Genomic DNA, 22122 nt, shown 5'->3' on the forward strand with positions numbered 1-22122 from the left:
TCGATCCTATGCATAAGAGATGTCAACATTCTTGATAGCTCTTCCGTTTCACTTACCCAAGCTCTACCGATGGCAGCATCAATGTATTTAATCTCAATTCCGATATAAATTTGCGTTCGTGTTTCTGCTATTGACGATCTTGATATATCTAAAAAACGCACCCGCTCTTTTTTGCTGATTCTAGCCATACCTTCTGCGATATTACTCGGTATTGATAAACCAGAACGTGTGAGTTGATTGCGAAAACCAAAGTCATTCAGATCAGTCGTTTCTTTGTAGATTTCAGCACTTAATCTTGCTGATCGCTTCCATACCTCTAATTTTTCAAAATTCATACTTGCATCCTTTTAAGTATAAAAACTTTATATAGGCACGAATTTCTAAGAATGCAAATTTCAAACTGACGGCTGACGGCTGACGGCTGACGACTGACGACTCAACGATATCTAACTTCTGACGACCAATCACTTCCTCTGGTCACTAATCACTTCTTCTGAGATTAATTCAATAACAAAATCAGAGCTGTACAAAAAACAACCTAATTTATTCGAGTTTCTTGTTTACTTTACGCTAGAAATCGCTAGAATACGCCGGCTTAAATATATTCGTTCTTTTACAACCCAAAGGTAATGCTATGCATCCAATGTTAAACATTGCGGTTCGCGCTGCGCGTAACGCAGGCAAAATTTTACTTCGCGCAAGTGAAGACTTATCAAAAGTTGATGTACAACAAAAAGGCACTAACGACTTAGTGACTAACATCGACAAAGAAGCTGAAGCCGCAATTCGTGACACTATTTTAAAATCTTACCCAGATCACTCTATCGTAGGTGAAGAACTTGGTGAGCATAAAGGTAAAGATGCAGATTACCAATGGATTGTAGACCCTCTTGATGGCACAACTAACTTCATCAAGGGTATCCCTCATTTCGCAGTATCTATTGCACTTAAAGTTAAAGGTCGTTTAGACCAAGCTGTTATCTATGATCCAATTCGCGGTGAATTATTCACAGCATCACGTGGTCAAGGCGCACAACTTAACAGCAAGCGTTTACGCGTAACTAAAACTAACGAGTTAGCAGGCTCTGTACTTGCAACTGGTTTCCCATTCAAACAAAAGCACCACTTAGACGCATACTCTGAAGCGTTTAAAGCGCTTTTCGTACACACTGCTGATATCCGCCGTGCAGGTTCTGCGGCATTAGATATGGCATATGTTGCTGCGGGTCGTGTTGATGGTTTCTTTGAAATTGGCCTTAAGCCATGGGACACAGCAGCAGGCGAGCTTTTAGTTAAAGAAGCGGGCGGTATGGTTGTTGATTTCGCAGGTGGTATTAACTACAACCAAAGCGGCAACATCATTTGTGGTGCACCTAAGTTAACTCAAGCGATCATTCGTGAAATTCGCCCAGTGTTAACTGAGTCACTACTTCGCTAATAGCGGTTGTAATGCAAAAAAGGAGCTACGGCTCCTTTTTTTGTGGCTGAAAATAATCGTTGTCGAGTTTTATCTCTATGACTTCACCTTCTTTAAATGGCAACTTAGCCAAGTCTTCAGCAAAGTAACTGGCAAATAATTGATCAAACTCGCCCGTGCTTTTCATCACCTTGAGTCCTTTTAACAGGGCTTCGGCCAATTCAGGCTTGTGGTTACTGACAAAAAAGTAAAATGCCGTTGGATAACTAATATAAAGATTAGGCACAATGACAAGTTCGTCACTTTTCACTTGTTCCATTTCAGAAATGACTTCAATGAACGAACGCGGAAAATAATCAACTCGCCCTCTGATCACTAGGTTAAACATCGCCTGATAATTTGCCAGTGGCCTGACTGTTAAGCCGTTTTGCGCAAGGATTTTAGTATCGGGCCAATCATGGCCTTGAATGGCACTAAACTGCGCTAAATCTTGCTTCGTTTTTACATCTTTAAAACGTGGTAAAAAAGCTCGTTTAGTGAGTAATGCGCGTTTACCAATGTAGCCTTTAAACAGTGGCACTTTAACGGCTATTGCAAGGTGTTCTCGCTCGGGGCTTGTCATACTCCAAAACACATCAGCCTGGTTTTCATCGAGCATCAGCAAAGTGCGCTGTTGATGAGGGTGAACCAGAACTTCGCTGATTTCTGCTTGATAATTACTGGCGCGTAAAGCCGCTGCCAGCAATTCATGAAGATAATAATCGCGTTTATACAGTGGGCGTTGTTCAATCGCTAAATTGACCACATTGTTAGCTTCTGTGGTAAGGCTGTATCCTAGGCTTAGCAATACTAGGATTGCACTACATAGTCGCTTCATTGTTATTTTTGATTATTGTGTTTTTTTTAAGCTACACCCTGTTAAACAGGGACACAAGTAAAAATATTCAAACTTAAAATTTCTTCATGAACTAATAGGGAATGCTTCATCTTTTTGGCAATTCAAACGGACTACCGCAGGTGCTGGGCGGCTTCGTTTGCATACAAATAAGTGGCTACTCTGATAACGTTTTGCTTCTTTTTTCGCATCTGTTGCCAGTGCTGCAACTTGGTGGCTGTTAATACATAGCTCTAAATCAGGCTTAACTAAACCGATTGATAATGTAAGTAGTGGCACAAACTGCTTTTTACCTTCGCGGTTGCTTGCCCAATAACCCCCTTGCTCAATGTGCTCTGGGGTGAAAAAGGCGCGTGACTGGTGTTCAAATTTACTGATGATGTCGTGGCATACTTGCTCTGCATCATTTTGATCAAACACCACCATAAAGTCATCACCACCAATATGGCCGACAAAACCTTTACTAGTGCTACACGCCTCTACGATGACTTCAGCAAGTAATTTTATAACGCTGTCACCGCTGGCATAACCGTATAGGTCATTAAATTGTTTAAAGTGATTTAAATCAACATATGCGAGTGAGAACGGATAATTATTACGAAGCCTCAGCTCAATTGCTTCGTTAATCGCGACATTACCCGGCAGCATAGTCAGCGGGTTGGCATGTTGTGCATGGCGGATTTTTTCTTCGGTAATGTGTTTTAAGATATTACGCAATGGCGCCAAACCTAAGTATTCACCACTTCGGGTGATAACAATGTGGCGTCGAATATCAAACTCAAACTCAGTAATTTGCTGACTCACCGTATCGAGTAACTCGTTTTCGTCAACGATTAACGGCTGTTTATCCATTAAAGAAGTAACTGGCTGCTTATCATAAAGTGCATGACCATAGGGAGCGGCAAACACTTCAGTGAGTTGATCTCGGTGTAATAAACCAACAGGAATATTGTGCTCAAGCACCGCAAGACTCGTTAAACTTTTATCTTGCTCAAAGATGCTGTGCGCGTCTTTGCAACGGGTTGTTGCTTCTATGCTGGCGTGCTCGACTGCCAACCAACCAATCGCCATAGACTGTTCAAAAGTATTGCTGCTATCTGATGATTCTAAGTGCTTTAAGCAATGAATATTTATTTCGTAGCTTGGTTGTATACTCGGCCTTTCGAGTAAAAAGCCTTGTGCGTGCTGCACGCCTAAGCTTTCGAGTAAACGAAGCTCCTCTGCTCGTTCTATCCCTTCTGCGATAACTTGCGTATTGGTGGCTTTTGCAAGCTCAATAATTGACTTTAAAAACTCTTTTTTAACCACACTCTGGTCGCAATGATCAATAAAGTAGCGGTCTATTTTTACAAACTCAGGACATAACTCAGACCATTGCTTTAAACCCGAATAGCCAGCCCCTAAGTCATCAATGGCAATCGAAAAACCTAGTTCGCGGTAATGGGCAATGGTTTTTAATAATAAAAAGCCATCATCCACTTTTTCTTGCTCTGTAACCTCAATAACGACCCGATTGGTTGCAAGACCAAAGTGCTCAACTAGATGTAATGTTTCACCTTTAGGATGGCAAGGGTCAAGTAAGGTTTTAGGACTTACATTAAGGAATAACTTACCTTGCAGATTGAGTTTAACAAAGTTCTCAATTGCCTTACTGCGACAAAGTAGCTCTAATTCAGAGATTTTATGGCAAGCAATTGCTTCGCTGAATAATGCACTCGGCATTTCTAGCTCAGACCCTTTTGGACCGCGACTTAATGCCTCATAACCCAAAATATGCTGATTAGAAATATCAAAGATAGGCTGAAACAAGGTTTCAATAGCACTGTTATCTAAGATCTGCTGTAGTTGCGCGCTCACCTTACACCTAGCGTTAGTAATACGAATAGACGGCTAAATTAGCAACCTTGTATGACAATTTTATGGCAAGGCTATGACGAGTACTGACTACTCAATAGCGGTGATCAGCTCAAGCTGCTTAATGCGAGCAAAACTATCTGTCATTTTTAATTTAGCTTTTTGGTAATCACTCTGTGCTAAATCAGCTTGTTGCGCTAGCGAATAGACGGCAAGCGGATTAAGTAATAACTGCTGCGCATGATAGCAACTTGCTGCAGCAAACTCAGGAAGGTTTGGCTCGAGGTTGATAATGATTTCATTCTTTAACGCGTCTGTGTCATTACTTTGCGGTTGCTGAAACTCGGTTGCGTCTGCCAACGCATGCAAACTTGCCTCACACTCTGGCAGCTGCGCTTTTAGGTTTAAAAACAAACCTGTTGATGAAGTAATTAGCTTAAGCGTCAAATCTTGTAATTGCTGAGTTGTTGATTGATTTTGCAATGCCTCTACAACTTGCCAAGCTAAACCTTTATAGCTGTCAAACTGCTGCTGAAGTGTTACCTCAGGTATTTGCTGTACTTCTGTCTGTTCTGGCTCAGGCTTATCGTCACAAGCACTAAGCATTAAAAGTATAAACACGCTAAACATCAGGTGTTTCATAATATCTCCCATAAAAAAACCGCCCTAATTAGGGCGGTTTCTTTTTGTATCACTTATTAAGGCATAGGATCGAGATCCGCACCTTCTTTTTCAATTACTTCTGGAATTAAGTCTTCTTTACTTACACCCATTGCAATTGCTACTGCTGAAGCAACGTAAACAGACGAGTAAGTACCGATGAACACACCAAATAGTAACGCAGTTGCGAAACCGTGGATCGTTTGACCACCCCATACGAACAATGCAATCAATACTAAAATTGTCGTGATTGAAGTAACTAATGTACGGTTTAACGTCTGCGTTAATGAAATATCGATAATTTCAATCGTGTCATCAACACGCACTTTACGGAAGTTTTCACGGATACGGTCAGATACAACGATAGTATCGTTGAGTGAGTAACCTATTACTGCCAAAATCGCCGCAAGAATCGTTAAGTCAAACTCAAGACCTAGCACTGAGAATAAACCTAATGTGATGATAACGTCATGTAATAGTGCTGAAACCGCACCTACCGCAAATCGCCATTCAAAACGAAACGCAACGTAAATTAAGATACAGATAAGTGCAGTTAACATGGCAAGGCCACCCTGCTCTTTTAGATCTTCACCCACACTTGGGCCAACAAATTCGATACGACGCATTTCTACTGTCGGCTCAATTTTTTGCAATGCCGTAATGATTTGGTTACCAATAACTTCTGCTTTAACGCCTGCACCTTGCGGTGCAAGACGTACTAAAATCTCTTTACTTGAGCCAAACAGCTGCACCGAGAAATCTTCAAAACCACTTTCTGTGATTGCATCACGTACTTGTTTAAGATCGGGTGCCTCTGTAAAGCCTACTTCAACAGCGGTACCGCCAGTAAAGTCGAGACCGAAGTTTAAGCCTTTAGTAAAAAACGATACGAAAGAAGCCAAAATCAACAAGGTTGATACTGTCATGGCAAACTTACGTAACTTCATAAAGCCGAGTGTTTTACCACCGAGTTTTAAAATTTGCATGCTGACTCCTAAATCGACAACTTCTCAATACGCTTACCGCCAATGAATAAGTTGATTACCGCACGGGTACCAACAATGGCTGTAAACATAGAGGTGATAATACCAATCGCAAGTGTTACTGCGAAACCAGCAATAGGACCAGTACCCACTGCAAATAGGATCACTGCTGCGATTAGCGTTGTGATGTTAGCATCGAAAATCGTACTAAATGCGCTGTCGTAACCAAAATGAACAGCTTGTTGCGGGCTACGGCCATCAGCAAGTTCTTCACGAATACGTTCAAAAATAAGTACGTTGGCGTCAACCGCCATACCGACGGTCAATACGATACCTGCAATACCCGGTAGCGTTAACGCTGCACCTGGGATAAGCGACATTACGCCGACGATTAATACTAAGTTTGCGCCCAGTGCCAAATTTGCCACCATGCCGAAACCTTTGTAGTAAACAAGCATAAATACAAGTACAAACACAAAACCAAGCACAACCGCAGTCATACCCGCTTCGATGTTCTCTTGACCTAGGCTTGGACCTACTGTGCGCTCTTCAACAATTTGAATTGGCGCTACAAGTGCACCGGCACGAAGTAATAAACTTAGATTATGTGCTTCAGCTGGGTTATCGATACCAGTAATACGGAATGAACGGTCAAGACGAGCTTGAATGGTTGCCACGTTAATTACTTCTTCAACTTTAATTGGTGGAAGCGCTTTACCGTTTTCATCTGTTTTACCCGATGGCTTGTATTCAATGAATACCGTTGCCATGCGTTTACCGATAGCACGCTTAGTGAACGCATTCATTTTTGCGCCACCTTTGCTGTCTAGCGTAATGCTAACTTGTGGACGTTGATACTCATCTGTGCCTGATTGCGCACCAGTAATATGACTACCTTCAAGAATGATGCGTTGCTTAAGTACCACAGGGTAACCTTCACGCGCCATGATCATTTCTGTACCTGGCGGTAAACGACCTTGCAGCGCAGCACTTGCATCTGCGTTCTCGTCAACTTCGCGGAATTCGAGTGTTGCTGTGCACCCAGAATTTCTTTTGCACGCGCTGTATCTTGCACACCCGGAAGTTGCACGATGATACGCTCAGCACCTTGGCGCTGTACGTTAGGCTCTGCAACACCGATTTGGTTAATACGGTTACGGATAATCGTTTCGTTTTGTTTGATAGCGTAGTCACGAATTTCTTTTAACTTTTGCTCGCTCATGCTCACGTAAAAAGCATTGTCGCTGCTGCTATCATCAACGTATACGTTTAATGGGTAACGTGTTGATAAGAAACGCTCTGCTGCGCTTTTATCTTCTTCGTTACGCATTTCAACACGTAATCGCTCGCTATTCGCTACACGGCGAATGGTGCGATAACGTAGTTTTTCTTCACGTAAGTCACTTTTGAAATCTTGTTCCATTTGCTCAAGCTGAGTATCAACCGCCGTCGCCATGTCGATTTCCATAGTAAAGTGAACACCACCGCTTAAATCTAGGCCTAGTTTCATTGGGTTACCACCCAAAGACTTTAACCACTCAGGTTGAGCAGGCGCCATGTTGATTGCTGAGATGTAATCTTCACTAAGGGAATCACGCAGTAGATCTTGCGCTTTTAGTTGGTCTTCAACATTCTTAAAACGAACGAGGATTTGTCCGTCTTCAAGTTTGCTTGATTTAACAGTAACGTTATGTTCTTTGAGAGTCGCATTTACTTTATCGAGTACGCTGAGGTCAGCATCAGTACCTTTAGTGCCCGATACTTGGATGGCCGGGTCACGGCCATACAAGTTAGGTGAGGCATATAAAATACCAACGACTAACACTACAAGAACAAGTAAATACTTCCATAATGGAAACTTGTTTAACACGTGTGAGTCCTTATTTTTATTGTTATAGCGACTTCATAGTGCCTTTTGGCAATACTGCAGAAACAGCTGATTTTTGAACTGTTACTTCTGCTTGGTCGTTTAATGAAATCACGATGAAGTCTTTGTCATCAGCGATTTTAGCAATCTTACCTACTAAACCACCTTGCGTTAGTACTTCGTCGCCTTTCGCCATTGCGCTCATTAGGGCTTTATGCTCTTTTACACGCTTAGCTTGTGGACGGTAGATTAAGAAATAAAATACCAGACCGAAAATACCCAACATGATTAGCATTTCCATGCCACCACCTGCTGGTGCTGCACCTGCCGCACTTGCGTGGGCGTTTGAGATGAATAAACTCATTTCACTTCCTCTTTAATTTTTCTAAAAATTTAATCTGATGTATCTGCAAGCTCTGGTACTTCTTGACCACGGCGTGCATAAAAATCTGCAACAAATTCGTCTAGTTTGCCATTACTGATGGCATTACGTAAGCCTTCCATCACGCGTTGATAATAACGTAAGTTGTGAATCGTGTTTAGACGTGCGCCTAAGATTTCATTACATTTATCAAGATGATGCAAGTATGCACGTGAATAGTTTTTACATGTATGACAATCACACTCAGGATCCAGTGGACCGGTGTCTGTTTTATGTACTGCATTACGGATTTTAACAATGCCGCCAGTAACGAATAAGTGACCGTTACGGGCATTACGCGTAGGCATTACACAGTCAAACATATCGATACCACGGCGAACCGCTTCAACTAAGTCTTCTGGTTTACCAACACCCATTAAGTAACGAGGTTTGTCTTCTGGCATTTTGTAAGCACAGTGATCAAGAATATTGATCATCTCGTTTTTCGGCTCACCAACCGATAAACCACCTAATGCATAACCATCAAAGCCGATTTCTTCTAAGCCTTTTTGTGATTGTGCACGAAGCTCAGGGTACATACCACCTTGGATAATACCAAATAGCGCAGCTGGGTTATCACCATGGCCTTCTTTTGAGCGTTTAGCCCAACGAAGTGATAACTCCATAGAGTCTTTCGCTTCTTTTTCTGTCGCTGGGTATGGCGTACATTCGTCAAAAATCATTACGATGTCAGAGCCTAGATCACGCTGAACTTGCATCGCTTTTTCTGGCGAAAGCATGATTTTTTCACCATTAACTGGTGAGCTGAACATCACGCCTTCTTCTGTGATTTTACGCATTGCGCCTAAGCTGAATACTTGGAAACCGCCTGAATCAGTTAGGATTGGACGATCCCAATTCATGAAGTCGTGTAAGTCACCGTGCTGCTTAATGATTTCTGTGCCAGGACGTAACATTAAATGGAAAGTGTTACCTAAGCAGATTTGCGCGCCAGTATCTTTTACTTCGTCAGGGGTCATGCCCTTAACTGTGCCGTAAGTACCTACCGGCATAAATGCAGGGGTTTCTACAACGCCACGTTCAAAAATCAAGCGGCCGCGGCGCGCTTTACCGTCAGTGCGGTCTAATTCAAATTTCATATTATCCTCAGTGTCGGAAAAACAGTCCAACAAGCTATAATTTAACCGCTCGATTCTACCCTGTTTGCAGGTTTATTACTATTAATTGGGCTAAATTCGAAAATAAAAAGCCCAGTTCAAAAACTGGGCTTTTTATTGGGTATAATCGTTATTTGCGCGTTAAGAACATCGCATCGCCATAACTAAAGAAGCGATACTGTTCTTTTATCGCCGTATGATAAGCACCCATAATGTTATCTTGGCCTGCAAAGGCACTGACTAACATAATCAATGTTGATTCAGGCAAGTGGAAATTTGTTACCATGGCATCAACCACATTGAACTGATAACCCGGGTAAATAAAGATATCGGTATCACCAAAGTAAGTATCTAATTTGCCGCCGTGCACTTTAGCAGCAGACTCTAACGAGCGAACTGAGGTAGTACCTACGGCTATTACGCGACCACCTTTCGCTTTCGTTTCGGCTACCGCTTTAACCACATCATCAGGCACTTCAATGTACTCAGAGTGCATAACATGCTCGTCAACTGAGTCAACACGCACAGGCTGGAATGTACCCGCACCGACATGCAAAGTCACAAACGCCATGTTAATGCCCTTATCTTTTAAGGCCGCCATTAATTTATCATCAAAATGCAGGCCAGCTGTTGGCGCGGCTACGGCACCTGGCTTTTCACCATAAACTGTTTGATAGCGCTCACGATCTGACTCGTTATCAGGGCGGTCAATATAAGGTGGTAATGGCATGTGGCCGATGTCGTTTAAGATATCGAGGACATTTTCGTCTTTGGCAAATTCAAGCTCAAAAAGCTCGCCATGACGCGCAACCATGGTTGCTTCTGCTTTACCTTCAAGAATGATTTTTGAGCCTGGTTTTGGCGATTTGCTAGCTCGCACATGCGCAAGCACACGGTGCTCGTCGAGTACGCGCTCAACTAACACCTCAAGCTTACCGCCCGATTCTTTTTGCCCAAACATACGCGCAGGGATCACTTTAGTGTTATTAAAAACTAATAAGTCATTTTCATTAACAAGCGATAAAATATCACTAAACACTTTATGCTCAAGGTGGCCTGATGGGCCATCAAGCGTCAGTAAACGGCTGCTAGTTCGATCTGCTTTCGGAAAACGAGCAATTAATTCATCAGGAAGGTCAAAGCTAAAATCAGCTACGCGCATAGAGCATATCTCTCATTAATAAAAACGCGCCAAGTTTACTCTGATACGCCCACCACCTCAAGCAAAGCCCTGTGCCAACTTCGTACAAGCTTAAAGGATTACAAACTTAAGTACTTATTAACCGCTTTTGGGTAAAGTTTGCTTGTAGATTAGGCAAAATGTCATTATTCTAGCTTATTCACTAAACATGGTTTAAGTAAGAGGTAGTAGCGCCATGGCCAAGCAGTTAAAGCTGCTAATTTTGAACGCAAGCGTTGCTGAGCGTGAGACTATTAAGTCGACATTAAACAAGCTTAATGTTTTCATGTTTATCGAAGCCAGTGACTCTCAAGATGCGCTAAAAATTCTCAAAAGCCACCCGGTGGATATTATCATTACAGGCCTTGAAGTCGGTAAGATTGATGGTTGGCGCTTTTCGCGCATGATCCGTTCAGGGCTATTGAAAACCCCAAAAAACACACCTATTTTACTTACTCCACCAATCTATTGTGAACGTATAGCCGAAACCACTGCACGAAGCTATGGCATTGATGCTGTTCTTCCATTTGAACGCCAAGATATGTTGCCGCAAGTGCTTGCCAACGTGTTATCAACACACCTTGAAAAAAGTAGTCGCCTTAATTTATTACTGCTTGAAACCGATAACCGTAAGGCAAAGGATATCAGCGAACAGCTAAAACTTAGCTTCGCGATAACCCATACCACCTCAACAAAAGCGACGCTTGCTACCTATCTACAACAGAAGTTTGCCATTGTATTGATTGACGCCACCGAGTCTCATTCAGATACTGCGGCGGGGTTAATTAGCGAAATATTACAACACAACCCTAAGCAAGCAATCGTAACCATCATTGATAACAATGATGCAGATTACGCAGAGCAGTTATTACTTTCTGGCGTTACTGACTTTATTCGCGCCCCATACGATCATTCATTATTGAGTAAAGTGTGTGACCACGCTGCTCGCCGTGAAGATTTCATGGTGAGCTACGCAGAGTTTGCACAAAAAGTAGAACAACTAAGCCAAAGTCAAAGCCGCTATAAAGAGCTGTTTTCTGCCCACCAACGTATCTTATTACATTTAAATACGGTGGTACTTGAGTTTAACCAAGAAGGAAATATTCGCTTTATTAACCCAGCTTGGGAGCACTTAACGGGCTATGGCATTAAGTCTAGCTTGGCGAAATCATTAACTGATTTTTGTTTGCCTGAGTGCAAAACAAAGCTGCAAGATACAATTCAAAGTATTTTGCATGGTGGTGAGCAACAGCAACAGGTAGAGATCCAACTTAAGCATAAAAATGGCAATGCTATTTGGGTTGAGTGTCGTTTACAGCTGATTAAAAACAGCCAAAACTCTGCGACCATTACCGCCACTATTGATAACATTCATGAACGTAAGCAAGCTGAGCTACAGCTTCGTCACTTAGCCTTACACGATACGCTCACTGAATTGCATAACCGTTACTACTTTGACCAACAGTTACAACGTATTTGTAAGGCCAAATACACCAGTAAAGATACCGAGCATGCGCTCATCTATATCGATTTAGATCACTTTAAAATCATTAACGATAGTAAAGGCCATCAACAAGGTGACATCGTTTTAAAAGAGGTTGCCCAGTTATTTACTGCGAATATCAGTGATGAGCATTTAGTGTGCCGCATCGGTGGTGATGAATTTGCCGTGATCTTAAAAAACACTAACTTACTTGATGCGCACTTGGTGGCAGAAAGTATTTGTATGGCGATTGAAAAACACCGCTTTCACTCCGAAGGTCAAGAGTACTCAATTAGCTGCTCTATTGGTTTAACACAAATCACTGAGCAAAATAACGACCCAAGTGAATGTTTAAAACAAGCTGATATCGCCCTTTATGTAGCAAAAAGCTTAGGCCGTAACTTAGTTCACTGTTACTCAAAAGAAGATAGCCATCATAACAGCTTACAAGCTGGTCTTGAGTGGGGTCATAGCATTCGCCAAGCATTACAACATGATGCAATCGAACTACACTATCAACCAATTTGGGACTTCAAACGCGGCCATGTTGCTTATTTTGAAGCGCTATTACGTTTGAAGTTGAATGACGAGCTTATTTATCCCAACCAGTTTATTCCTGCGCTTGAGCTTTTAAACGATACCTTTTTAATGGATCAATGCGTCATTCGTAATGCCATTAAGAGCGTTGCCGAGTACCCAGAGCTTAATCAAGTCGCAATTAACTTATCAGCACAGTCGTTTTTAGATGAGCGCCTATTGCCGCACATTGAATCGAGCTTAAAAGAATATAATGTTGAACCAACACGCATTATTTTTGAGATCACCGAGTCTGCGAGTATCAATAACCTGGTTGCAACCCGTGCGATGATCGAGCGTTTAAACGGCTTAGGCTGTCATTTCTCGATTGATGACTTTGGTACCGGCTTTAGTACCTTCAACTACCTTAAACAATTACCGGCTCAGCATGTAAAAATTGATGGCTCATTTGTTCGTGATATGTTGAATGACCCAATCGATTTAGCACTTGTAAAAGCGATCAATGATATTAGCCGTTCGCTTGATAAGCGCTCTGTAGCGGAATATGTTGAAAACAAAGATATATTCTTAGCACTAAAAGAAATTGGTATAGACTATGGTCAAGGGTACTTTATTGCCCGCCCTGTACCGGTTGAAAAAATTAGCGCTGAACTTAAAAAAATATCTGAAAATAATCTGTTTAATTAACAGTTAGCTAACATTAAAAAGCCTAGTTCTGATACATTTTTAAACATTTTTTATTAGTTTTTAAGCTTCCATACTCACAATACTCATCTATACTTTAATCCACAGCAAGAACAAATGTCGTGGTTTTATGGTGATTATCAAATAAAAACATGACATTACTTATTACATTAAACATACTGAATGTAACTTAACATCGTTAAGTCCATGTATTGACGGTATAAAGGAGAAAAGTGATGACACAACTAATCGTTTTGTTGCTGATTGTGAATCTAGGGATAGCGTATCAATGTTACCGTAATGCGACCTTTAAGGGGTATCCGGTGAAAATATTTACAGGGCTAGGTTTAATCCCTTACTTTAACTTAGTCGTGTGGGTTTATTTGTTATTTTTACCTGACTTAAAACCATTTTCAATGAATGAAAAGCAGCCTCTTTAGGCTGCTTTTTAGTTGGGAGAATTTAAAAGCGATAACTTGATGCCTTGTCGATAAGTTGTGCGGCTTTTATATCGCCAACCACGCACTTTTTGATATCTGACTTTTTAAATACTTTAACCAGCTCACCCTTACCTTCACTCACACCGCGAATGATAAAGCTCACATGTTCATCGTTAGGCAGACTTCTTAAACCGCTACCATAATCACATAAGGTCAGTGATAAGCTTTTATCTACTTGCTTAGCTAAAGCAGCCAACTGCTGTTGTTGCTCTTTCACACGAGCTTGTTTTTTCTCAGCTAACTCTTTGCGCATTTCTTGCTGTTTTAAAGACAGCTTTTGCTGCTCTTTCTCAAGCTCTTTAATTGATGCTTGCAGTGCTTGTTTACGTTTTTCGAGCTCTTGCTCTTTGGCATCTTTATCGTGGCGACGATCAAACTCAAGATCACGCTTTTCACGTTCAAGATCACGGATTTCACGGCTCACATCGCGCTCTTGCTCGGCAACTTCACGCACTCGCTCTGCACTTTCACGCATCACTTCCATGGCCTGCTGATAAGCTTCTTGCGTTTTTACGACCACCGCATCGCTGATCACTTGCACATGTTCGCCTAGCACTTCGATTTCAGTTAGCTCTTCAAAATCGATATCTGGCATGGGTGGAAGCGGTGCATCAGGCACTGACGCAAACACGGTAGACCAGCGTGAGCCGCCTCTTACGTCAAAGCTAAACACCACACCTTGATGCTGTAAATAACTTGATGATACGTTTCTTACCTTGTTATCGGTGTCTTGTTTTAATGCTGCTGTGAGGATTTTTTCCATGATCCCGACTTCACGCTGAATTTTATCTAATTCATCACTTGCTTGTGCTTGTACGCTTACTGCTGTGCAAAGCAATAAGGCAGCCGTGGTTGATTTGTATTTTGACATCTTAATACTCCAAATTGTTGGCAACGGTTGGCATTGGCCTGCCGTCCACTTGCTCAGCTAAATCATTTAACTGCATACGTAAGTACGCTTGATCTTGGGCGCGCTGTGTTTTGATATAAGCCAGCACGCTGGCAATATCTTCTTGGCGCTCTACTCGCCCGGTTTTAATTGCTTCTTTGGCCAGTTGATACATCTGCTGTTGCTGCACTTCGTTTTGCGCAGTGATGATGTTTTGCAACTGATCAATTTGCTTTTGTTGTGACTCTAATAAATTGGTTTGTTTAGCCACTTGTTCGAGTAACTGCTGGTTTCCTTGCTGTGGATTACTAACAAAAATCCACGCGCAAAATGCAATTGATGCAGCTACTGCCCACATCCCAGAACCAAAAAACAAACTCGTTTTTTGCACTTTGGGCATCGTGGATTCTCGATCCCAGTTTGGTACAGGTACTGTTTCATAGTGGTGACTTTGTTGTTGCCACTGCATTGCATTGTTCATCATTAATGCATACTCAGCATCGGCTTGAAGTAACGCAATTTGCTCATCAGTTAGGCTTTCGCCTTCTAACCATGCGGTAAATAATGAATCTAAATTAGCCATCTACGGCCTCCAAATGCACTTTTAACTTACCAAGCGCACTGTATAGTCTTGATTTAGCTGTATTGGTTGAAATACCTAATTGCTCAGCTATTTCTTCAAACGTACAGTGCTGAAAAAACTTTAACTCCACCACCAAGCGTTGCTCCCAGGGTAAATTGTTCATCATTTCTTTAAGTTCATGATGCTGCTCAGATTGCAGTTGATTGGTTTCTAACTCACTGCGCTCACAGCTTTCTTCTGGTACGGCGTCCAAACCTTGATGCAGCTTACGGCAGCGGTAATATTCAACACTACGCCGATGCACAATTTGATAAAGCCAAGTGTTAAAACTCGATTCACCACGAAAACTCGGTAAGCTCTTATACACAGAAATAAACACTTCTTGCATTAAGTCCATTGCATCATCAGGGTGACTTAACATCCTTAGGCAATAGTTATATACCTGTGTTTCGTGCTGCTTGACTAATTTCAACCACGCCCGTTTATTGCCCTGTTGCGCTTTAGCAATTAGTGTCTCAAGTGATTGAAAAAACACGCTAGCCTCGTCATCTGATCTGCCTTTAATGGTTTTGTTATTATGTTAGTCGAGGGAAGGAAAAAAATAGTTTGCTTAAATAATAAAAAACCCCAAATATTTTTTATTTGGGGTTTTTTATCATTAGTCGCATTGACCGTCTAAGCTACACTGCTTATTCAGAAACAGCTCTAGCTGCTGGCTAAACAGCCTAAAATCTCTGATCCGGCCTGTTGTTTTACGCCACACGATACCAATATCTCGGTATGCATCGCCTTGTGATGGCGTAGCAACCATATCTTTTTTATCTAAAATACCAGCGTTAATTGCCATCTGCGGTAAGAAAGTAACACCAAGCTGGTGTTCAACCATACTTAATAAGGTATGTAAGCTTGCCGCTTCAAATGGGTTAATACAGCTTGAGCGATTCAAGTGACAAGCACTGAGTGCGTGGCCAGTCATACAATGCTCACGCTCTAGCAAGAACACACTCGCATCCGGTAAAAGATTAAAGTCTTCCACGCCATCTGCGGGTGTGTAATCTTTATGATGCACTAGGCTGAAGTGATCTTTCGCAAGGACTTGAGTATGAAACTTTTCAGTGTCATACGGTAACGCGAGCAACGCCATATCAATTTGCCCATGCTCTAGCTTATCGAGTAGTTTGTCACTGGTATCTTCAACCAAAACTAGCTCTAGCTCGGTAAATGTTTGTTTGCAGAAATGATATAACGGCGCAGCAATAAAGCTGGCAATCGTCGGGATCACACCAAGCGTGAGTGTGCCGCTTAATGGCGTTAAAAAGCTCTTCGTCAGCTCTTTTAAACTTAAGGTGTCGTCAATGATCTTACGTGCTTTTTCGACAACCTCTTCACCAATTGCAGTAAACATTAAGCTGCGGTTTTCGCGCTCAATAAGTTGGCAACCTAGGGTTTCTTCTAAGTTTTGAATTGCACTACTTAAGGTTGATTGACCAATAAAACAGGCGCTTGCTGCGCGGCCAAAATGTTGATGTTGGTGGACTGCTAATAAATATTGTAGTTGTTTAATACTTGGTAAGTTATTCATACTCTACCTGAAAATAAAAAGACCCCAACACCTAAGGCATTGAGATCTTTTCAAGCTAAAAGTCTTTTAGTACTTTTTTATACCCCGAAGGCAGTTCTCAGTACGTAGAAAATAACAATAGCAAGGGCTGCGCCAACTGGCAACGTAATTACCCAAGAAACTACAATGTTTCTTACAACACCCATGTTAAGTGCCGCAATACCGCGTGCCATACCAACACCTAATACCGCACCAACAAGTGTTTGTGTAGTAGAGATAGGTAAACCAGTACCTGATGCGATAACAACTGTAGAAGCTGCAGCAAGCTCAGCAGCAAAACCACGGCTAGGTGTTAAGTGGGTGATACCTTCACCGATTGTTTTGATTACTTTCTTACCTAAGATAGCAAGACCAGCAACAATACCTAAACCACCTAATGGTAAAATCCACCATGCAATAGCCGCTTTCTTAGCGATTTCACCGTTGTGCTCAACAATGTTTACAACAGCTGCTAGTGGACCAATCGCGTTAGCAACGTCGTTTGAACCGTGTGCGAATGCCATACAACATGCTGTTAGTACCATAAGTACCGCGAACACTTTCTCAACGTTGTTGAATTGCATTTTCTTGTCAGCTTTAGGGTCAATCTTAAGGCGTGAAATAGCGAATTTACCAATGATTGCAACAACCACGGCGATCGCGATAGAAAGCATGTAACCTTCAAATGAACCTAAGTTGATACCAATGTGCTTCAAGCCTTTCTTGATTGTTACAAGAGACATGATAAAGCCCGCTAGACCCATGTATACAGGCACGTAGCGCTTAGCATTTTTAAGAGGTGCGTCAGTGTCAAAAATTAGCTTTTGCGCACTCATGAAAATCAAATAAGCAATAAAACCAGAGATAGCAGGGGTAACAATCCAGCTACCTACAATACCCATTACCTTGTTCCATTGGATTGCTTCGCTACCTACCGCAACCAATGCGAAACCAATGATGGCACCAATGATTGAGTGAGTAGTTGAAACCGGCCAGCCTAAGAACGAGGCAATCAATAACCAGCTACCTGCAGCGAATAACGCGGCGATCATACCGAGTATCATTAACTCAGGTACGTCCATAAATGGGGTCGCATCGATAATCCCTTTACGGATCGTTGATGTAACCTCACCACCGGCAAGGTATGCGCCTGCGAACTCAAACACCATCGCGATGATGATAGCTTGCTTAATTGTAAGTGCTTTTGAACCTACTGATGTACCCATCGCATTGGCAACGTCATTTGCACCAATACCATAAGCCATAAAGAAACCGACTGCGGCGGCAGTTAAAACGAGTAACGTGCCGTAATTTGCAATGATATCCATTGTGTGAACCTTTAATTTTTTTCGTATGAACTGATTTTTAATTAACGAGCTAACATCAGCTCAAGACGAGAACCTACGCGCTCAGCAATATCAGCTAAGTCACCTACCCATTCAATGATCTTGTATAAGAACATCACGTCGATTGGGTTAAGTTCATTTTCAACGGCGCGCAATTGACGGCGAATTTTGATTTGCATGTCATCCGTGTCTTGCTCAATTGCGTCCAATTCAACGAGCATTTTCTCAACTAAAGTCACTTCGCGACCTTTGAAGCCCGTTTCAAGAAGCTCATCTAGCTCATTGATTGCTTTTGATGCTTGTTTAGTTGCATCAACACAACGAGTTACATAAGCAAGGAAATCTGCTTGGATTTCGGTAGGAATAGTCATCTCACGACCAACTACACGACCTGCAATATCTTTTGCTTTATTAGCAATTTTGTCTTGTTGAGTAACAAGCTCTAGCAAATCGGTACGCTCAACTGGCATGAATAAGCCACGTGGTAGTTGAAGGCGAATGTTACGTTTCATTTCATCAGCTTCACGCTCTAAATTACGAATGTTTAGGCGGATTTCTTCCGCTTCTTGCCACTCTTCTTTGAAAACGTGATTAAAGAAAGGGATCAATGCTTTACTTGCTTGATGTGCTTTCTTAATGTGATCTTCCATAGGCTTAATAGGAGATTTAGCAAATACCCCTAAAAATGCATTTGTAGGCATAACTGACCCTTTATAAATTAGTATGCTTTGGCAGCTGCGAATTTTACAGCATTGTGTTCGATTGTGAACGCTTTTTCTGCCTTACATCAGCAATAATAGACAAAGCGGCCAAAGGCCGCTCGGTTTAATAATGAAAAGTTGCGGTTAAAATTACAGCGACTTTTCGATATCTGCTTGAGATGTATGACGAATATCTTTGCCGTTTACAAAGTAGATGATGTACTCAGCAATATTTTGACAACGGTCGCCGATACGCTCTAAAGAGCGTACTGACCACACTAAATCCATAATTTTCGGGATTGAGCGTGGATCTTCCATCATATATGTCATGATTTGACGGGTAATTGCTTCGTATTCACGGTCAACTTTGGCATCTTCTTTATGTACTTCAAACGCACATTGCACATCCATACGTGCAAATGCATCAAGTACATCATGAAGCATTTTTGATACTTGGCGACCCATGTTTTCAATGTTCACCAGTAGGTCTTGCTGATCTTTTGTGAATGAGTCCAGCGCAACTTTAGCAATACGCTCAGCTTCATCGCCAATACGCTCTAAATCAGCAATTGTTTTAGCAATGGCAATTACAAGACGTAAGTCACTGGCAGCTGGCTGACGACGAGCGATAATGCGTGTGCATTCTTCATCGATGTTCACTTCCATTGCATTTACTTTATAGTCGTTCTCACGAACTTTTTGTGCCAGATCTGCATCGCCATTGCTAACAGCATCAAGTGCACTGTTTAGTTGTTGTTCAACTAAACCTCCCATGTTTAATACATGGTTACGCACATTTTCAAGCTCTTCATTAAAGCGGCCCGAAATGTGTTTATTGATATTATGTTCCATTGTCTACCTCTATAAATTTCGTTTACGGTACCAAGTGACTTTATTGACTAACCGTAACGGCCTGTAATGTAGTCTTCTGTTTTCTTCTTGCTTGGTGTTGTAAATAACGTATTGGTATCTGAATACTCAATCAACTCACCCATGTACATGAACGCAGTTTGGTCTGATACACGAGCAGCTTGTTGCATGTTGTGAGTAACAATTACCACGGTAAACTTATTCTTTAAGTCGTTAATTAGCTCTTCGATAACTAAAGTAGAAATTGGATCTAGTGCCGATGTAGGCTCATCCAGAAGTAGTACTTCAGGCTCGATAGCAATTGAGCGAGCAATAACAAGACGCTGTTGCTGACCACCCGATAGGCCAAATGCACTATCGTGTAAACGGTCTTTAACTTCATCCCATAACGCCGCGCCACGTAAAGATTGTTCAACCACTTCGTCTAGTTTACGCTTTTCTTTAATACCTTGTAAGCGTAGGCCATAAACGACATTTTCGTAGATTGATTTTGGAAATGGATTAGGACGTTGGAATACCATCCCAACATTTCGTCTTAATGCTGCAACATCAACACTCTTATCGTAGATGTTGTGGCCGTGTAATAAGATCTCACCTTCAATACGACAACTATCAACTAGGTCGTTCATACGGTTGATACAACGTAAAAGTGTTGATTTACCACAGCCTGACGGACCGATAAACGCTGTTACCTGACCTTTCGGGATGTTCATATTTACGCCGCTAAGCGCTTGTTTATCACCGTAGTATAGATCTAAGTTTTTAATCTCTAACGCTGTTTGCTCTGCAGTTAGGTTATCTAAATCTAGCTTTGCCGCGCTTTTCGCTTGGTTTACTTGTGGTGCAACTGTAATCATCTCTGTCTACCTATAAAAATTCTGTATTAATGCTCAAGAGCTCTAAACTTTTCGCGTAAGTGGTTACGAATACCAATCGCGGTGATATTCAGGGCGATAATTACTGATACCAGTAAGAATGCCGTGGCATATACCAGCGGACGTGCCGCTTCTACGTTAGGGCTTTGGAAACCAACATCATAAATGTGGAAACCTAAGTGCATAAATTTTCTATCTAAATGAACGTATGGGAAGTTACCGTCAAGAGGCAGTGTTGGCGCCATCTTAACAACACCAACAAGCATAAGTGGTGCTACTTCACCGGCTGCACGCGCAACCGCTAAGATTAAACCTGTCATAATCGCAGGGCTTGCCATCGGAATGATGATGCGCCATAGCGTTTCTGCTTTTGTTGCGCCAAGTGCTAATGAACCATGACGAACCGTGCTTGGAATACGTGATAAACCTTCTTCCGTTGAAACAATAACAACTGGAAGCGTTAAAATTGCTAGCGTTAATGCTGACCAAATCACACCTGGCGTACCAAATACTGGACTTGGCGATGATTCTGGGTAGAACAATTGGTCAATACTGCCACCTAGCATATATACAAAGAAACCTAGACCAAATACACCGTATACAATTGAAGGTACACCCGCAAGGTTGATTACCGCGATACGGATCATTTTAGTAACGGCATTCTTTGCTGCGTATTCATGTAAGTAAATCGCTGCAACCACACCAAACGGCGTAACAATCACTGCCATCAGTAATACCATGAACACAGTACCGAAAATCGCCGGGAATACACCCCCTTCAGTGTTTGCCTCACGCGGGTCATCCGCTACAAACTTACCAAGTTGTACAAAGTAGTGGCCTAGCTTAGCGAAGAAGCCCATGTCATTTGGGAACCACACATCAAGAACTTGATACAGAGGTAAAGTAACCACTTCACCGCGCATGTCTTTAACAGTTACTTGGTCACGCTTTGCTTCTTTACGAAGTGCAAATAACTGTTTTTCTAGCACGGCATATTCAGCACGTAGCTCAGCGCGTGTTTGTGCAAGCTCAGCAACACGTTCGTCCGTCAACTCGTTATCAAGCTGATACGCTTTTTCTTTTAAGCGCAAGCGCTCAAGTTCATAGTTGATATGACCAATATCACCATTTTGTAAATCGAGTGCTTGGTCGTTTAGGTCAACTGCACGGTCAACAAGATCATAAAGTACCTCGATTTTGTTATCTGTAATAACTTCACCGTCTTTAATAACCTGTTCTACATAACCGTAAAAGTTACCGTTTTTGCTACGCTCGAATACTGCAAGTTCAGCTGGCGCTGTACGCGATGTGATATCTGTCTCTAATACCCAACGGAAATCGAGATCAACGTACTCACGGTTACCTGTTTTGATTAGTAAGCGCTCTAGTTGCTCTTTGTCGTAGTGAGATAAATCAACGCCCGTCGCCTCAATACGTGATTTTGCAACTAGCTCACGGTCATAAACTTCACCGATCACTGTTTGTTTAGCAACTGAGCCTTGCAGCTCAAGTTGCACTACTTCTGATGGCCAGAAAAAGCTTAAACCTTTCCAAGCAATCATGGCTAATAAGCCAAGAACCGAGATTAAACTGATGCTTACCGCACCGCCGGTCATCCAAATCCAAGGAGAACCAGACTTAAACCACTGCTTTACCATG

The 22122-nt window shown here is 42.0% G+C and carries 20 protein-coding genes and 1 pseudogene; 3 read left to right on the forward strand and 18 right to left on the reverse strand.

Going from position 1 to position 22122, the window contains the following annotated elements; genetic code table 11:
* Positions 1 to 335: four helix bundle protein (locus C2M33_RS17375; RefSeq protein WP_105175105.1), on the reverse strand; the 335-nt coding region annotated here is incomplete at its 3' end.
* A 299-nt stretch (positions 336 to 634) separates the two neighbouring features.
* On the opposite strand from C2M33_RS17375, the gene suhB reads away from it, so the two are divergent.
* The gene (gene suhB, locus C2M33_RS17380; protein ID WP_105175037.1) at positions 635 to 1438 is read left to right on the forward strand and encodes an inositol-1-monophosphatase; all 804 of its coding nucleotides are present in this window, start codon (positions 635 to 637) and stop codon (positions 1436 to 1438) included.
* 25 nt (positions 1439 to 1463) lie between these two features.
* On the opposite strand, the gene C2M33_RS17385 is transcribed toward suhB, so the two are convergent.
* From C2M33_RS17385 to queA, 8 genes and pseudogenes are all read right to left on the reverse strand, one after another.
* Positions 1464 to 2294 (reverse strand): substrate-binding periplasmic protein, encoded by an 831-nt coding sequence (locus C2M33_RS17385; protein ID WP_105175038.1) that lies wholly within the window; start codon positions 2292 to 2294, stop codon positions 1464 to 1466.
* Between the two features lie 84 nt (positions 2295 to 2378).
* Positions 2379 to 4169, reverse strand: a complete 1791-nt coding sequence (locus C2M33_RS17390) for a GGDEF domain-containing protein (RefSeq protein WP_105175039.1) — start codon at positions 4167 to 4169, stop codon at positions 2379 to 2381.
* A gap of 87 nt (positions 4170 to 4256) precedes the next feature.
* Entirely contained in the window at positions 4257 to 4808 is a 552-nt protein-coding gene (locus C2M33_RS17395; RefSeq protein ID WP_105175040.1) for a hypothetical protein, read from the reverse strand.
* 56 nt (positions 4809 to 4864) lie between these two features.
* Positions 4865 to 5812 (reverse strand): protein translocase subunit SecF, encoded by a 948-nt coding sequence (gene secF, locus C2M33_RS17400; RefSeq protein WP_063701801.1) that lies wholly within the window; start codon positions 5810 to 5812, stop codon positions 4865 to 4867.
* An 8-nt stretch (positions 5813 to 5820) separates the two neighbouring features.
* Positions 5821 to 7679: pseudogene (gene secD / locus C2M33_RS17405) on the reverse strand (protein translocase subunit SecD).
* A gap of 22 nt (positions 7680 to 7701) precedes the next feature.
* Positions 7702 to 8040, reverse strand: a complete 339-nt coding sequence (gene yajC, locus C2M33_RS17410; protein ID WP_036973302.1) for a preprotein translocase subunit YajC — start codon at positions 8038 to 8040, stop codon at positions 7702 to 7704.
* Between the two features lie 29 nt (positions 8041 to 8069).
* Positions 8070 to 9197: a tRNA guanosine(34) transglycosylase Tgt gene (tgt, locus tag C2M33_RS17415; protein ID WP_058583935.1), complete on the reverse strand. Its 1128-nt coding sequence runs from the start codon at positions 9195 to 9197 to the stop codon at positions 8070 to 8072.
* Between the two features lie 148 nt (positions 9198 to 9345).
* Positions 9346 to 10377: a tRNA preQ1(34) S-adenosylmethionine ribosyltransferase-isomerase QueA gene (gene queA / locus C2M33_RS17420; protein ID WP_063701805.1), complete on the reverse strand. Its 1032-nt coding sequence runs from the start codon at positions 10375 to 10377 to the stop codon at positions 9346 to 9348.
* 214 nt (positions 10378 to 10591) lie between these two features.
* Here queA and C2M33_RS17425 point away from each other — a divergent pair, with 214 nt between their 5' ends.
* Positions 10592 to 13102 carry an EAL domain-containing protein gene (locus C2M33_RS17425; RefSeq protein ID WP_105175041.1) on the forward strand — a complete coding sequence of 837 codons (2511 nt, stop codon included), beginning with the start codon at positions 10592 to 10594 and terminating at the stop codon, positions 13100 to 13102.
* Positions 13103 to 13335: 233 nt separating this feature from the next.
* A complete protein-coding gene (locus C2M33_RS17430; protein WP_105175042.1) occupies positions 13336 to 13539 on the forward strand; it encodes a hypothetical protein in 204 nt (67 codons plus the stop codon).
* 22 nt (positions 13540 to 13561) lie between these two features.
* Here the strand turns inward: C2M33_RS17430 and C2M33_RS17435 are convergent, their stop codons facing one another.
* From C2M33_RS17435 to pstA, 9 genes are all read right to left on the reverse strand, one after another.
* Positions 13562 to 14470, reverse strand: coding sequence for a hypothetical protein (locus C2M33_RS17435; RefSeq protein WP_063701812.1), 909 nt, complete (start codon positions 14468 to 14470; stop codon positions 13562 to 13564).
* A 1-nt stretch (position 14471) separates the two neighbouring features.
* Complete coding sequence (locus C2M33_RS17440; protein WP_105175043.1) at positions 14472 to 15071, reverse strand: hypothetical protein; 600 nt, start codon at positions 15069 to 15071, stop codon at positions 14472 to 14474.
* On the reverse strand, positions 15064 to 15606 hold the full coding sequence (locus C2M33_RS17445) for an RNA polymerase sigma factor (RefSeq protein WP_105175044.1): 543 nt from the start codon (positions 15604 to 15606) through the stop codon (positions 15064 to 15066). The genes C2M33_RS17440 and C2M33_RS17445 overlap by 8 nt, the downstream gene beginning before the upstream one ends.
* Before the next feature lie 123 nt (positions 15607 to 15729).
* Positions 15730 to 16653: a hydrogen peroxide-inducible genes activator gene (locus C2M33_RS17450; protein ID WP_063701820.1), complete on the reverse strand. Its 924-nt coding sequence runs from the start codon at positions 16651 to 16653 to the stop codon at positions 15730 to 15732.
* Positions 16654 to 16730: 77 nt separating this feature from the next.
* Positions 16731 to 17999, reverse strand: coding sequence for an inorganic phosphate transporter (locus C2M33_RS17455; RefSeq protein WP_063701822.1), 1269 nt, complete (start codon positions 17997 to 17999; stop codon positions 16731 to 16733).
* 41 nt (positions 18000 to 18040) lie between these two features.
* A complete protein-coding gene (locus C2M33_RS17460; RefSeq protein ID WP_063701824.1) occupies positions 18041 to 18718 on the reverse strand; it encodes a TIGR00153 family protein in 678 nt (225 codons plus the stop codon).
* 150 nt (positions 18719 to 18868) lie between these two features.
* A complete protein-coding gene (phoU, locus tag C2M33_RS17465) occupies positions 18869 to 19570 on the reverse strand; it encodes a phosphate signaling complex protein PhoU (RefSeq protein WP_054552476.1) in 702 nt (233 codons plus the stop codon).
* A gap of 47 nt (positions 19571 to 19617) precedes the next feature.
* Positions 19618 to 20445: a phosphate ABC transporter ATP-binding protein PstB gene (pstB, locus tag C2M33_RS17470; RefSeq protein ID WP_063701826.1), complete on the reverse strand. Its 828-nt coding sequence runs from the start codon at positions 20443 to 20445 to the stop codon at positions 19618 to 19620.
* 26 nt (positions 20446 to 20471) lie between these two features.
* Complete coding sequence (gene pstA, locus C2M33_RS17475) at positions 20472 to 22121, reverse strand: phosphate ABC transporter permease PstA (RefSeq protein ID WP_063701829.1); 1650 nt, start codon at positions 22119 to 22121, stop codon at positions 20472 to 20474.
* Position 22122: the final 1 nt, after the last annotated feature.

Source organism: Pseudoalteromonas sp. T1lg122 (genome assembly GCF_002964825.1).
Lineage (GTDB): Bacteria > Pseudomonadota > Gammaproteobacteria > Enterobacterales > Alteromonadaceae > Pseudoalteromonas > Pseudoalteromonas gelatinilytica.